General features: G+C 71.1%; 10 protein-coding genes. 4 read left to right on the top strand and 6 right to left on the bottom strand.

Features of this window, described 5'->3' with window-relative positions:
- Window positions 1-1,292 precede the first annotated feature (1,292 nt).
- Entirely contained in the window at window positions 1,293-1,799 is a 507-nt protein-coding gene (locus tag ACFQU4_RS18200; protein WP_377494428.1) for a general stress protein, read from the bottom strand.
- Between the two features lie 118 nt (window positions 1,800-1,917).
- On the opposite strand from ACFQU4_RS18200, the gene ACFQU4_RS18205 reads away from it, so the two are divergent.
- The gene (locus tag ACFQU4_RS18205) at window positions 1,918-3,195 is read left to right on the top strand and encodes a magnesium transporter MgtE N-terminal domain-containing protein (RefSeq protein WP_377494430.1); all 1,278 of its coding nucleotides are present in this window, start codon (window positions 1,918-1,920) and stop codon (window positions 3,193-3,195) included.
- Window positions 3,182-3,736 (top strand): DUF1003 domain-containing protein, encoded by a 555-nt coding sequence (locus ACFQU4_RS18210; protein WP_377494432.1) that lies wholly within the window; start codon window positions 3,182-3,184, stop codon window positions 3,734-3,736. Before ACFQU4_RS18205 ends, ACFQU4_RS18210 begins: the two co-directional genes overlap by 14 nt.
- Here ACFQU4_RS18210 and ACFQU4_RS18215 read toward each other — a convergent pair.
- Window positions 3,726-7,037, bottom strand: a complete 3,312-nt coding sequence (locus tag ACFQU4_RS18215) for a phosphodiester glycosidase family protein (protein WP_377494434.1) — start codon at window positions 7,035-7,037, stop codon at window positions 3,726-3,728. The genes ACFQU4_RS18210 and ACFQU4_RS18215 overlap by 11 nt on opposite strands.
- Window positions 7,038-7,207: 170 nt before the next feature.
- On the opposite strand from ACFQU4_RS18215, the gene ACFQU4_RS18220 reads away from it, so the two are divergent.
- The gene (locus tag ACFQU4_RS18220; RefSeq protein WP_377494436.1) at window positions 7,208-8,365 is read left to right on the top strand and encodes an Mrp/NBP35 family ATP-binding protein; all 1,158 of its coding nucleotides are present in this window, start codon (window positions 7,208-7,210) and stop codon (window positions 8,363-8,365) included.
- Between the two features lie 74 nt (window positions 8,366-8,439).
- Window positions 8,440-9,315, top strand: a complete 876-nt coding sequence (locus ACFQU4_RS18225) for an LLM class flavin-dependent oxidoreductase (protein WP_377494438.1) — start codon at window positions 8,440-8,442, stop codon at window positions 9,313-9,315.
- Window positions 9,316-9,340: 25 nt separating this feature from the next.
- Here ACFQU4_RS18225 and ACFQU4_RS18230 read toward each other — a convergent pair whose 3' ends face one another.
- The 4 genes from ACFQU4_RS18230 to sigE are packed head-to-tail and all read right to left on the bottom strand — an operon-like array spanning window position 9,341 to window position 14,000.
- Entirely contained in the window at window positions 9,341-9,775 is a 435-nt protein-coding gene (locus tag ACFQU4_RS18230) for a sec-independent translocase (RefSeq protein ID WP_377494440.1), read from the bottom strand.
- Window positions 9,776-9,828: 53 nt separating this feature from the next.
- Entirely contained in the window at window positions 9,829-11,808 is a 1,980-nt protein-coding gene (locus ACFQU4_RS18235) for a S1C family serine protease (RefSeq protein ID WP_377494442.1), read from the bottom strand.
- 6 nt (window positions 11,809-11,814) lie between these two features.
- Window positions 11,815-13,323: a zf-HC2 domain-containing protein gene (locus ACFQU4_RS18240; protein ID WP_377494444.1), complete on the bottom strand. Its 1,509-nt coding sequence runs from the start codon at window positions 13,321-13,323 to the stop codon at window positions 11,815-11,817.
- The gene (sigE, locus tag ACFQU4_RS18245; RefSeq protein ID WP_377495154.1) at window positions 13,320-14,000 is read right to left on the bottom strand and encodes an RNA polymerase sigma factor SigE; all 681 of its coding nucleotides are present in this window, start codon (window positions 13,998-14,000) and stop codon (window positions 13,320-13,322) included. The genes ACFQU4_RS18240 and sigE overlap by 4 nt, the downstream gene beginning before the upstream one ends.
- Window positions 14,001-14,129 lie beyond the last annotated feature (129 nt).

Here is a 14,129-nt window from a genome sequence, read left to right on the forward strand (position 1 = left end):
CGGGGCACGGCTCGGGGGCAGCCCGGACCGACCTCCACTCGCCACAGCCCTGACCGTTCCTTGCTCCCGCGACTGGGCAGCGGACGCGCGCATGCGTACAAGGGCGCGAATGCGTCAAGTAGGGCGCGACGCGAGGAGACCGAACGTGCTTCACTCCGACCTCGACCGTTCCTCGCTCTCGTGACTGGGGGCGAGGGACGCGCCTGAGCACAACGGTCGCGAGCCCACCAGGCAACGCGCGCGACCCTCGCCCTCCACCGCAGGCGCGACCGCTCCTCGCATCCGCGACTCGTGCAACGGTCGCGCCTGCGTACAACGGTCGCGGATGGGAAGGGCAGAGCAGGGCACGAAGAGCAGCCCGGGCCAAGCTAGCCTCGCCCCGGCCCTCCGCTATCCCCTCAACCCTCGCCTCCGCTGGAACGGTCGCGATCCTGCAAGGCAACGCACGCCAGGTTCGCCCTCCGCCGCACGCGCGACCGTTTCTCGCATCCGCGACTCGTGCAACGGTCGCGCAGGCGTACAACGATCGCGGATGCGAAGAGGACGGCGCGCGACAAGGGAGCAGCCTTGGTGGGTTGGGGGCTCCACAGTCGCGGCCGTGCCGAGCGGTGCGGATCGAGCCACCCGGGCAGGACTGGCGCGTGGTCATGGGTGGGTCCAACGATCACGGAGCTGCCGGAAGTCGCGGAGGTACGCGCGCGGGCTCAGGCCGGATGGGACGGACGGCGATGCGCTCGGCAACCAAGATCAAAACGAACCGACGCCAGGCCCGCCCGCCCGATCAAGCCGACGGTAGGGCCGACCTTCCGATCAAGCCGGGCGGTCGACCCGCCATCCGATCAAGCCAGGCGGGAGACCCGCCATCCGATCAAGTCGGGCGGGAGACCCGCCATCCGATCAAGCCAGGCGGGAGACCCGCCACCCGATCAAGTCGGGCGGGAGACCCGCCACCCGATCAAGCCGGGCGGGAGACCCGCCACCCGATCAAGCCGGGCGGGAGACCCGCCACCCGATCAAGCCGGGCGGTAGACCCGCCACCCGATCAAGCCGGGCGGGAGACCCGCCACCCGATCAAGCCAGGCGCGAGACCCGCCACCCGATCAAGCCAGGCGCGAGACCCGCCACCCGATCAAGCCAGGCGCGAGACCCGCCACCCGATCAAGCCAAGCGACAGACCCCGCCACCCGACGGGAAGCCCACCACCCCGATCGGGCCGACACGGCACTTCCGCAGCGACACGCCGCAGAATCGCCTGCTGTTCTGCCGAGTCGGCGGTTGTGCGAGGGCGGCGGTTATTCGAAGGCGGAGGCGCGGGCTCCGGGGAGCTGGAGCAGGAGTTCGCGGGCACGGGCGGCGACCTTGTGCTCGCAGAGCACCTCGTACTTCGTCGCCACGGTCTGGGTGACCGAGGTGAAGTCTCGCTTGCCCTGAGAGAGCGCGTACCCGATCGATTGGAAGACGATGCTGATCGCGATGCCGATGGCGAGCGCGACCAGGAACAGGACCAGGATGTTCGGGACCGGGAGGAAGATCAACATCAGCAGGCCGACCAGCAGGCCGGTCGACACGCCCGACTGCACACCACTGATCAGGACGGTGCGCCAGGTCTTCCGGCCGAGCACCCGTTCCACCGACTTCAGCTCGGTGCCGACGATCGCGAGATTCTGCACCTCGAACTTCTGATCGGACAGGAAGTCGACCGCCTTCTGGGCGTCGGCGTAACTGTTGTAGATCCCGACCGACTGCGGGAACTCGAGCTCGAAGATCGAGCTGACACCCTGCGACTGCGAGAACGCCATGATTCCTCCTGTACCTGCTTCGGCGCCCAATCTACTCCGGCGGACTGTGAGTTGGCTGTGTCCGCCGCGCGGTGCGACACGATGCCGTCCGGCAAGGTCGCGGCGTTACCCTCAACACGTGAACGGGACCTCGAATTCGATCTTCATCTCACGGATTCGCGGCCTGCCGGTGCTCGATGGGTCGGGGGACCAGATCGGCAAGGTGCGCGACGTCGTCGTGCAGCGACGGTCCGCGGGCCGGGCGCCGCGCGTCAAGGGCCTGATCGTCGAACTCTTCGCGAAACACCGGATCTTCCTGCCGATGGCCGGAGTCCGCGGCATCGACGCGGCCCAGGTCGTCATCTCCGGCGCGGTCAACCCGCGCCGGTTCGAGCGCCGGGAATCCGAGATGCTGGTGATCGACGACCTGTTCGACGTGCAGGTCACCCGCACCGACAACCCAGGTCCGGCCACCGTGTTCGACGTGGCCATGTACTCGGTCCGCACGCTCGAGTGGGAACTGTCCAAGGTCGCACTGCGGGAAGGGAAACCTCGCCGGTTCGGCCGTCGCGGCCACGTCACGATCGTCGACTGGTCGGTGATTCGTGATCTTGGTGTCGACCACGAGCGGGGTACGGAGCGGCTGCTGGCCCAGATGGAGGACATGAAGCCGGCCGACATCGCCCGGGAGCTGCACGAGATGCTGCCGGAACGCCGGGTCGAGGTCGCGGCCGCGCTCGATGATCAGAAACTGGCCGACGCGCTGGAGGAGCTGCCCGAGGACGAACAGGTGCAGCTGATCCAGAAGCTCGAGGTGGAGCGCGCCGCGGACGTGCTGGCCGAGATGGAGCCCGACGACGCCGCCGACCTGATCGCGGACCTGTCCCCCGAAGTGGCAGAGATGCTGCTGCAGCGGATGGAGCCGGACGAGGCCGAGGACGTCCGCCGGCTGCTCAGCTACGCCGAGTTCACGGCGGGCGGGATGATGACCACCGAGCCGGTGATCGTTTCCGCCGACTCGACGGTCGCCGACGCGCTGGCCATGGTCCGCGATCCCGAGCTGAGTCCGTCGATGGCCTGCATGGTCTACGTCTGCCGAAGTCCGCTGGAGACCCCCACCGGACAGTTCGTCGGCGGGGTGCACATCCAGCGGCTGCTCCGCGAACCGCCGTCGACCCTCGCCTCGGCGTTGATCGACACCGAGCTGGAGCCGCTCTCCCCCGAGGCCAATCTGCACAGCGTCAGCCGCTACTTCGCCACCTACGACCTGGTCAATGCTCCGGTGGTCGATGATGATCATCGCCTGATCGGCGCGGTGACGGTCGACGACGTTCTTGATCATGTCCTGCCGGCCGACTGGCGGGGCACCCAGTTGGACCAACTCTCTTCTCAGGCGGTGACCCGTGGCCAGCAGTGATCGACAGTCCAGCCGGAGCCGTACCGCCGGCGACCGGGACCGCCTGAACACCCCCGGCCGCGGCCGCCGGGTCCCGCTTCCCAGGCCCAGTTGGGATCGGGACGCTTTCGGCCAGTTCGCCGAGGGCTTCGCCCGGTTCATGGGCACGGCCAGGTTCCTGGCCTGGATGACCGTGTTGATCATCGCCTGGGTGCTCTGGAACGCACCGATCGGGCCGCCGCGGCCCCGGATCGACGAGTACCCGTTCATCTTCCTCACCCTGCTGCTGTCGCTGCAGGCCTCGTACGCGGCGCCGTTGATCTTGCTCGCGCAGAACCGGCAGGAGGCGCGGGACCGGGTCGGACTCGAGCAGGACCGGGCCCAGGGTGCCCAGAACCGTGCCGACATGGACTTCCTGGCCCGGGAGATCGCCTCGCTGCGGATGTCGGTCGGTGAGCTGGCCACCCGCGACTACGTACGCTCCGAACTGCGCAACGAGCTGCGCACGATCCTCGCCGAACTCGACGAGGAACGCACCACCCCCTCGTCGACTAACCGGTGATCTTGATCGTCACGGTCTCGGTCGTGCCGTTCACCGTCACGGCAAGCGTTCCGGTGCCCGCCGCGAGCGCGGTGAGCTCTCCGGTCGCCGGGTCGAAGCGCAGATTCGGCGAGGCCGCCCAGTCCGCGCTGACCGGATAGGCCACCGGCACCGGCCGCGATCCCTGCACCAGTTCGGCGCTCGCCGAACCGGTCGCCCCGACGGCCAGCGTGGCCGGCGCGGTCAGGCTCAGCCCGTCGACGTGCGGGCGGAACTGGGCCGACAGCCAGTCCGGACCACCCAGGTACGGGAACCGGCGGGCCCGGGCCTGGTCGGTACGGGACACCGGATCGACCCCGTACAGGGACCAGCCGGTGAACCCGCCCTCGCCCGGTGAGGTGGCCGGCGCCTTGCCGGAGTTGCCGTTGATCACGTACGGGACGTTGTCGACCAGCGCCGCGTGGAAGGTGCCGACGTGGCCGCCGATGAACGCTGCGCCCTTGCCGGTGGAGCGCTGGAAATCGGCCAGCCAGGTCTCCAGCAGCGCCGCCTCGTGCCGGTCGCCGAGCTGGCTGTTCCGGGCCGGCGTCGGGTCCCGCGGCGGATGGTGCTCGATGATCATCACCGAGCTGATCGACCGGTCCTTGGCGGCGTCGTCCAGCGCCGTCCGCAGCATCGCGAGCTGATCGAAGCCACCGCCGCGCAGGGTTCCGGTCGACGAGTTCAGGGTCACGAACCGGGTGCCTTCATGATCAAAAGTCCGGTGGGTGGCGCCGAAGTACTTCTCGAAGTTGGTGATCGCCGAGCCCATGATCTCGTGGTTGCCCGGCACGTAGTGGTACGGCACCGAGCCGCCGATCTCCTCGTCCAGGATTCGCTTGGCCAGTTGGAAATCCGCCTCGGTCGCCTCGTCGACGAAGTCGCCGGCGATGACGAAGAAGTCGGGCTTCGCGGCCTTGATCTCGCGGAGCGTCCGGCGGGCCGCCCGGACCAGCGGCGAGTCCGGGTCCCGGGCGACGAACTGGGCGTCGGAGATCACCGCGAACCGCCAGCTGCGGCCGTCGACGGCGGTCTGGGTCTGCACGATCGGTGCCCGGACCGCAGCCGGCGGCGGTACGTCGACGGCCGGTGCCGCCTTGACGTAGAGGTTGTCGATCAAGACCTCGCCGGTGTACTGCGCGGACGCCTTCGTCTCCAGGGTGTAGATCCGGCCGAGGGTGACCGGCTGCGGCAGCCCGGCCGGCACCGCGAGCTCGATGTTCTTCCAGCCGGTCCAGTCGACGTACGGTCCGTAGACGGCGGTGAACTTGCCGGTGGCGTCGTACAGGCCGAAGGCGGTCCACTCCCCCTTACCGTGCCCGTACAGCGACATCCCGAACGACCGGGCCTGGCCCTCGACGCCGAGCCGCTGCGGCGGGATCGCGTAGGCGTTGCGGGTCAGCGTGGACTGGCTGAAGTCGTACGAGAGCTTGAGCGCGGCGCCGTCCTCGCCGTCCGGGACCTTGCTCACCGACGCCGTGGCCCGGGCCGTGCCGACCGTCCAGGTGTCGGCGTCGTCGAAGGTCGCCAGCAGCTGCTTCTCGACGCCGACGGAGACGCCGAGGGTCGCGGTCAGCCCGCCGACCCGGGCGGTGACCAGCCCCGCCCCGGACGCCTGCCGCGGCGTCACCCGGAACCGGCCGTCCGCGGTCGGTTCGATCGCGTACCGGGTGTCGTCGTAGTCGAGCTCGACATCGGCCGGGTCGATCGGTGCCGAAGTGCCGAAGGCGTCGTAGCCGAGGATGCCGAAGGTCGCGGTGTCGTCGGCGGTCGGCACATTGACCGTCTCGGCGGTCGCCGCGAGCCGGGCCACCGGGCCCAGCACCTCCAGGTCGAGCGTGCCCTGCGCCGCGCCGGAGCTCGCGGTGATCGTGGCCGGGCCGGGATCGGTGGCGCGGAACCGGCCGCCGTCGACCGTGCCGCGGGTGGCCGACCAGCGGATCGGGGCGGTCGCCTTCGCCGGTCCGTACGTCTCGTCGTGCGGGGTGGCGGTCAGCGTCCGGGACAGGCCGGTGAAGACCCGGTCGGGCCGGGCCCGTCCGGCGACCGGGCTGTCGCTCGCGGCGGTCCGGCGGTCGGCCGCGGTGTCCAGCCAGAGTCCGGCCGGCTTCCCGCTGCCACGCGGGCCGAGTACGGCGAGGCCGTTCGGCACCGGGCGCAGGGCGCCGTCGCCCGGCGTGTTGTCGACCTGCACCCGGTCCGCGCCGGGCAGCCGGCTGACCAGGGTCGTCGAGCCGCCGCCGTCGAGTTCCACGCCGACCCAGGCGCCGCGGGCGGCGAGCAGCCGGCCCAGCTCGGCCAGGGTGGCACCGCGGCTGTGGGTCTGCCGGTCGCTGTCGACGCTGACGATGATGATCTTGGTGCCGTCCTTGGAGAAGCCGATCCCGGTCCGTCCCGCGTACGTCTTGTCGTCGACCGGCCGGGCCTGACCGTCCTGGACGACGAGTTCGTGAACACCGACCGCCGTCTGCACCGGCTTGCCGTCCGACGGCCGCGCCCGGTACGAGACGTCCACCCGGTCACCGGGGCGCAGGGCGCGCAACGCGTCGGCGCCGGCCTCCCGACCCAGCAGAATCGTCGTGTCCGCAGGGATCTCGCCCGATCCGGCCTGATCATCGACGGCGGTCACGACGCCGTTCTTGATCATCACCTCGACCAGGTCGGTGACGCCCTGGACGGCGCGGCTGCGCGGATAGCCGCCCCAGAGCGCGGTGAACGCCTGCACCTCGTCCTTGCCGAGCAGCGGGCTGTTCAGCCGGTCCAGCGGGACCGGTCCGGTCGGCAGCGTCGCCGTACCCTCGAAGAGGACCTCGAGCACCCGGCCGATCCCGTCGGCGTCGAACCCGACCGCCCGGTACGGATCCTCCGAGGCGGACTTGATCAACTTCCCGTCGGCGACCGCCGGGCCCATCGGTGCGCCGGAGTTGTTGATGTCGAAGAAGTCGCCGTTCACCGCGGCCACCGCACCGGCGGCGTCGGCCTGCTCGGTGATCGGGGCCGGCTCGGTCAGCGCCCCGGTGCCCAGGTAGCCGATCCGGGCTCCCTGGCTGGTGTCGATGGTGAGCGCGTCGCCCTGCTGCCAGCCGCGCGCATCCAGGGTCTCCAGTTGCTCCGCGGTGACGCCGGGAGCGACCGGCCGGGAGCGCCGGTGGACCTCGATCGCACCGTCCGCTGCGGCCACCGCCGGCTCGTCGGCAACCGCACGCGGCGGACCGGCCAGCAGCAACGGCGCCAGAACGGCGAGAACGACCAGCAGCACCCGGCCCCGCAGACGTGTCGGCACGAGCCACCTCCCCCGAGTAAAAGATTGACACGCGCAGTCTGCACGGCGGGAAGCAATGTGCACCAGCCCTCGGAGGTGAATGATCGCCGACCCTCCGGTGTCGGCGGCCGCCCGTCTCGGCCCCGACTGCGGGTCGGGCCTACCGCACCGGCCCGTCTAGGCTGGGCGACATGTCCGACCGTACGACCGACCACCCGCTCGAGCCGCCCATCCGGCAGGCCCTGGCCGGGGTGAACGACCCCGAGATCCGCCGCCCGATCACCGAACTGGGAATGGTCCACTCGGTCGACGTCGACGACGCCGGAGCGGTCCGGGTCGAGGTGCTGCTCACCGTCTCCGGCTGCCCCCTCAAGGACACCCTGCGGCGCGACGTCACGGCGGCCGTCTCCGCGGTCGCCGGCGTCAGCTCGGTCGAGGTCGTCCTCGGCGTCATGTCGGACGAGCAGCGGGCCGCGCTGCGGGAGCAGCTGACCGGCGGCAAGGCCGAACGCGACATCCCGTTCGCGCGGGCCGACTCGCTGACCCAGGTGATCGCGGTCGCCTCCGGCAAGGGCGGCGTCGGCAAGTCGTCGGTCACCGTGAACCTCGCGCTCGCCCTGGCCGCGAAGGGCCGCACCGTCGGCGTGCTGGACGCCGACATCTACGGGCACTCGATCCCGGCCATGCTGGGCGTCGCCGACTCCAAGCCGACCTCGGTCGAGGACATGATCATGCCGGTCCCGGTACAGGGCCTGAAGGTGATCTCGATCGGCATGCTGAAGCCGCGGCGCGATCAGGTGGTCGCCTGGCGCGGTCCGATCCTGGACCGGGCGCTGACCCAGATGCTCGCCGACGTCTACTGGGGTGACCTCGACTACCTGCTGATCGATCTGCCGCCGGGCACCGGCGACGTCGCGATCTCGCTGGGCCAGAAGCTGCCGAACGCCGAGGTGCTGGTGATCACGACCCCGCAGCAGGCTGCGGCCGAGGTCGCGGAACGGGCCGGCACGATGGCGTCGATGATGAACCAGCGGGTGATCGGCGTGGTGGAGAACATGTCGTACTACCTGGTCCCCGGCACCGACGAGAAGCACCACATCTTCGGCGAAGGCGGCGGCAAGGACGTGTCGGAGACGCTGGCCCAGCGGCTCGGCTACCCGGTCCCGCTGCTGGCTCAGGTACCGCTGGACCCGAAGCTTCGCGAGGGTGGCGACGTGGGTACGCCGATCGTCGGCACCGACCCGGACCAGCCGTCGGCCGTCGCGCTGACCGGGCTGGCCGATCAACTGGCCGGCCGTGGCCGCGGGCTGGCCGGGAAACAATTGGGGCTGGCGCCGGCCGGTCGCTGAATCGTCGGCGAACCTTCGGGCGGCGGGTTAGGGTCGAACAGGACCATGATCATCGTCGACCCAGGAGGTTCAGCATGCGACTCGGGATCGGACTCCCCACCGCCGGCAGCGAGAACGGGGCGGAGGCGATCGCCGCTGCGGCCGAGGGCGCGGAACGGATCGGGCTGGACTCGGTCTGGAGCTTCGAACGGCTGCTGATGCCGACCAACGAGGGGTACGCCGGACAGTTGCCCGACGCCTACGCCTCGGTCTATGCGCCGATGGAGGTGCTGGCGTACGTGGCGGCCAAGACCAGCCGGGTCACCCTCGGCACCAGCATCATGGTCGCGCTGCTGCACAACCCGGTGGACCTGGCCCGTCGCTTCGCCACCCTGGACCAGCTGAGCAACGGCCGGGCTGTCGTCGGCCTCGGTCAGGGCTGGATGCCCGAGGAGTTCGAGGCGGCTGGGGTGCCGCTGAGCCGGCGCGGTGCGGGGTTCGCCGAGTTCCTCGAGGCGATGCGGGCAGCCTGGGCGCCGGATCCGACCTCGTACGACGGGCGCTTCTACCGGTTCGCCGAGTCCAAGATCGGGCCCAAGCCGGTGCAGCCGGGCGGGCCGCCGATCCTGGTCGCCGCGATGGCCCCGGCGTCACTGCAGCGGACGGCGGCGGCCGGCCTCGGCATCAACCCGATCTGGTTCGGCTGGGATGCGCTGACCGAAACCGCCGGCGCCTTCCGGGAGGCGGCCTCCGCCGCCGGGCACGATCCGGCCGTGCTGCCGATCGTGCTGCGAGTGAACGCGTCGCTCACCGAGACGGCCCAGGGCACCGAGGCGACCGTGGTCGGTTCGCCGGAACAGGTCGCCGAGGCGATCCCGCGGCTGGCGGAGCTCGGCGTCACCGAGATCCTCTGGTCGATGGACCTGCCTGTCGATGACCAGCTCGGACTGCTGGGTCAGCTGGTCGGCTGACCCCGGGCCCCGTCCGATCCCCCGCTCAGGTGGCGTCGGGGTCGAACGGGGTCAGCACGCGGGCGGCGCCGGCAGCCGCCAGGACGCCGCTGCCGTTGATCTGGTCGCCGTCGCCCGACTTGGCGTTGTTGACCGTGTCGGTGAGGTCCTTGGCGAGTCCCTTGCCGGCCTCGGTGCCCGCGTTGAAGTCGGCCTTCACGTCGGCGACGATCGGCTCGACGTCGTCCAGCAGGTGCTTCTTGATGAACGCCTTGGGATTCAGGTCGCGGAAGTCGACGTCCTCGAAGCCCGGACCGAGTTCCTTCTTCAGCTGGTTCTGCGCATTCCCGGCCATGGTCCGGACGTACCGGACCAGGTGCGCAGCCTTGCGCGCGAACTGGGGCAGCCGTTCCGGGCCGAAGATGATCACGGCGACGACGACCAGCGCCAGCAGCTCAGTGGGCCCGATGTCGAAGAACACAACCGAATCCTACTCGGGTGACGATGGTCGCGGGTGGCTTCTCACGGGTGTGATCAACCCTCGCGCGCGCCGAGCGTGACCTTGGCTTCCGCCTTCTGGCTGCCACGCTCGTACGCCAGCACGATCTGGTCGCCCGGCCGGTGGGTACGGATCGCCACGATCAGCTGCTCCAGCCCGGTCACCGGCTTCCCGTCGATGCTCGTGACCACGTCGCCGTCGGCCAGTCCGGCCGAGTCGGCGGGGCCGCCGCTCTCGACTCCGGACAGCTCGACACCCTTGCCGTCCGGGGCGTCGCTGACGTTGGCCCCGATCACCGGGTAGGTCGCCTTGCCGTCCTTGATCAACATCTCGCCGATGTCCATCGCCTGGTTGATCGGGATGGCGAAGCCGAGGCCGATGCTGCCGGCCTGTCCCTGGCCGGAGCCGATCGTCAGGATCGCCGAGTTGACGCCGATCACGCGGCCGCCGGCGTCGACCAGCGGCCCGCCCGAGTTGCCCGGGTTGATCGGGGCGTCGGTCTGCAGCGCGTTGATATAGGCGGTGTTGGCACCCGGGTCGCTGTCGTCGCCGACCACCACCGGGCGGTCCTTGGAGCTGATGATGCCCTGGGTCACCGTGTTGGCCAGGCCGAGCGGCGAACCGATCGCGACCGCGGCCTCGCCGACCTTGACGGCGTCGGAGTCGCCGATCTCCATCGGCACCAGCTTCTCCGAGGTCGGCACCTGGATCACGGCCAGGTCGTAGGTCGGGCTGCGGCCGAGGATGCGGGCGCTCGCCCGCGACCCGTCGTTGTAGACCACGGTGATCCGGCCGCCGCTGGCCGCCTTTTCCACGACGTGGTTGTTGGTCATGATCCGGCCCTCGCCGTCCAGGATGAACCCGGACCCGCCGGTGTTGCCGACCCTGATCATCACGGTGCTGGGCAGGACCCGCTTCGCGATCTCGACCGTGTTCGCCTCGGGCGGCGCGGGCGGCAGCGGCTCCCGGGTGCTGGCCGGCGGTCCGCCGACCGGCGTCGCCTGGGTCCCGGTCCGGGGGACCAGCAACCCGCCGCCGAAGCCGGCCAGGCCGCCGACCACGGCCGCGAGGATCACCGCGAGCAGCAGGATGCCGATGCCGGAGCCGCGCCGGCGACGCTGAGGTTGAGGCTGAGCTTGGGGTTGCGGCGGCGGATAGCCGGGGCCCGGCTGCAGCGGCGGCACGTTGCCGGGCGCCGGGAAGAGTTGGGTCGGCTCCGCCGAGCGGTAGCCGGGGCCGGCCACCGGAATCGGTTGCGTCGGCTGGTGATCCTGGGACCGGCGCGGGCCGGGCGGCGGTCCGGCCGGAACGCCGGTCGGGCCGGGGGCCGCGAACGGATGCGGCGGCGCGGCCGCCGATCCCGGCGACGAGGTGCCGTACGGAGGCTGGCCCTGCTGCTGACCCGGTCCCTGATGCGGTACGGAAGCGGAGCCGGGCGACATCCGACCGGAGTCCTGCCCACCGAAGCCCTGCCCCTGCGACCCCAGACCCGGCGCACTGCGCGGGGCCTGTGGCCCACCGAAGTCCTGCGCCTGACCCATGCCGCGGGAGCCCTGCCCGCCGCCGAAGTTCTGCCCACCACCGAAGTTCTGCGCACCCGGACCCTGCGGGCTGCCGGGCCGATGCTGGCCGCCGAAGTCCTGAGCGCTACCGGGCCGCTGCGGACCACCGGCGCTCTGGCCGCTGCCGGGCGCTTGCGTACCGCCGAAGTTCTGGCCACCGAAGTCCTGCGCGCTACCCGGCCGCTGCGGACCACCGGCGTTCTGCGCGCCACCGGGCGTCTGCGTACCGCCGAGGTTCTGGGCGCTGCCGGGACTCTGACCGGGTCCCGGTGCACCGGAGCCCTGACCTTGAGACTGACCATCGCCGGGAGCCTGGCCACCGGGACCGCTCGGGCCCGGGGCGCCGGCCGGGGTCGGGGACGATCCCGCGTCGCCTTCGGGCGTGCCGAAGGGTCCGTAGTAGTGGAAGTCGTCGTCCCGACTGCCCCGCTCGGGGCGGTCGTCTCCTGCCATGTCCGCCTACCCGACCAGGTTGTTGATGATGCGGGTCAGGCCCGCTTGGACGCGGCCCATCGTAGTTGGCTCAGGAGTCGTTTCGTGGGGCAGTTGATCGGCCACGTCGGCCAGCGCCGCGCGGTCGCCGTCGGTGATCACGGTGAAGACCTTGTCGCCGGACTGCCAGGTCGCGACCAGCGCGGTGCCGCTCCGTACGTACGCGCCGACCTCGTCGTCCCAGGCCGAACCCGCGGGCGGGCCGGACAGCCGGCCGTGCGCCTCGTACACGGCGACGGTGGTCAGGCCGTCGCTGTAGGTCATGTGCAGCGACTCCGGCTGGTCGCTGCCGTCGCTGCGCAGCCGGACCAGGGACAGCCCGGCCAGCTGGTCGTGGCAGGACCAGCCCCGATCGGACATCACGGGAGCGCTCGACAGGGTGAGCGTGGTGGCGTCGTCGGGCAGGTTGAGCGGGGCCGACGCGTCCTCGGAGCTGTGGCCGTTGTTCACCGCGACCGAGGTGAAGCCGGTCGAGAGCCGTACCGCTCCGTCGTTGTCGAACCGCTGCTGCCAGAGCACCAGGCCGCTCTGCTCGTCGATCCACCAGCGGGCCGCGAGCCGGCCGGTGGCGTAGCTGATCGCGTCGACCATGACCGCCGAGCGGCCGACCGACTTGGCCTGCGTCGCGCCGGTCAGCCGGTAGCCGGCGGTGATCATCCGGAACACGTCGCCGTCGCCGACCGGCGTACGCGGTGGTGCGGCCAGGAACCCGTCCGCGAGCTCGTCGCCGTCCGGACCGCGGACCACGACGTTGCTGCCTCGACCCGGGGTGAAGGACACGGCCATCGAGCCGGCGGTGCGGTCGGTCCCGAGCCCGGCGACCATCCGCTGGTTACCGGTGTAGCCGACCGTGATCGCCGCCTCGAACGCGCGCCGGAGCCAGTTCGTCGCGGCCACCAGGGAAAGCTCGGGTCCGGTCGCCGGGTCGGGCGCGGCGAGGTCGGCGTCGGGGGCGGACAGCGACGCCTGGTCGACCAGGGCGGCGGCGCCGACCAGCGTGCTCGCGGTCGGCAGTTGGGCCAGCGCGGCGCCGAATTCGGTCCGGACCTGTGGGGCGGGATCCGACAGCAGCGGGGCCTTGTCGGTGGGCGCCGCAGCGTACCCGATGCCGCCGACGGTCGCGGTCAACAGCGCCACCAGGGCCAGCACGGCGGCGGACCGGCGCAGCGAGGCGTGCCGTTCCCGGGGCAGGTCGGCCCAGGCGCTCTGTTCGAACGGTCGCGACGACAGCGGCCGGCGGGCCCGGGGTCCGGCGATCGAGACCAGCCGGTCGGACAGGGTTCCCGGCGCCGACGGGCCGGCGGGTGCACCTTGGGTCAGCAGTTGCCGCAGCCGAAACAGTCCTTCGACGTCCTCGCGGCAGTCGGAGCACCGGCTCAGGTGCTTGACGACCCGGTCTTCAGCGGCGCGTTGCAGCGCCCCGTCCACATAAGCGGATCGGAGTTCGGCCAAATCGTGACAAGTGGTCCTCTTCACGCCGTCCTCGCGCCGAGCAAGCTCCGCAGCCCGCGCCGTCGCGGTTCCGCCGGCTCGGTCACTGCTACCTCATCTCCCTCAACGGGTACGCCGAGATAACGTTCCCGATCGGCGGTCGGGCGGCGGTGGGCCAGGGCCCCCCGCAGCTGGGCCCGGCCGCGGTGGATGCGGCTGCGGACCGTACCGATCTTCACGTCGAGAACGCTGGCGATCTCCTCGTAGCTCATGCCTTCGATGTCGCAGAGCACCACGGCGGCCCGGAACTCGGGCGGCAGGGCGGCCAGGGCCGCGGCGACGTCGTGCTCCATGTCCGCGTCGGCGAGCTGCTCCGACGGGCTGGGCAGGCTGCTCTGCAGCCGTTCGGCCGTGCCGTCCGGCATGCCGTCGAAGCGGATCTTCTGCTTCCGCCGGGCGGCGTCGAGGAAGAGGTTGGTGGTGATCCGGTGCAGCCAGCCCTCGAAGGTGCCGGGCTGGAACCGGTGCAGCGAGCGGAACACCCGGACGAACACGTCCTGGGTGAGGTCCTCGGCGTCGTGCGGGTTCCCGGTCAGCCGGTACGCCAGCCGATAGACCCGGGCGCTGTGATCACGGACGACCTGCTCCCAGCTCGGCGGTTGCCACTCGGGCTCCGCCGGCGGCTGCCAGTCCTTGGGGTCGGGGGCCGGCCAGTTCTGCATGCCGTCCTCCCCCGTCCTCGTCCGTTGCTCCGGCTCACGCACCGTGCTACTCATGGGCGTCATTGTTCCGGCCCAACCTGGCAATCTGCTAAGCGTTCCCTGTCAATCCGTGCCGCCGGACTGTGATGG

Source organism: Microlunatus sp. GCM10028923 (assembly GCF_042666975.1).
In the GTDB taxonomy this organism is placed as follows: Bacteria; Actinomycetota; Actinomycetes; order Propionibacteriales; family Propionibacteriaceae; genus Microlunatus.

What these genes read in the sequence shown, in the direction of transcription:
- ACFQU4_RS18225 (WP_377494438.1), top strand. Translation starts at nt 8,440, where the DNA reads ATGCGACTCGGGATCGGACTCCCCACCGCCGGCAGCGAGAACGGGGCG.
- ACFQU4_RS18200 (WP_377494428.1), bottom strand. Translation starts at nt 1,799, where the DNA reads ATGGCGTTCTCGCAGTCGCAGGGTGTCAGCTCGATCTTCGAGCTCGAG.
- sigE (WP_377495154.1), bottom strand. Translation starts at nt 14,000, where the DNA reads ATGCAGAACTGGCCGGCCCCCGACCCCAAGGACTGGCAGCCGCCGGCG.
- ACFQU4_RS18220 (WP_377494436.1), top strand. Translation starts at nt 7,208, where the DNA reads ATGTCCGACCGTACGACCGACCACCCGCTCGAGCCGCCCATCCGGCAG.
- ACFQU4_RS18235 (WP_377494442.1), bottom strand. Translation starts at nt 11,808, where the DNA reads ATGGCAGGAGACGACCGCCCCGAGCGGGGCAGTCGGGACGACGACTTC.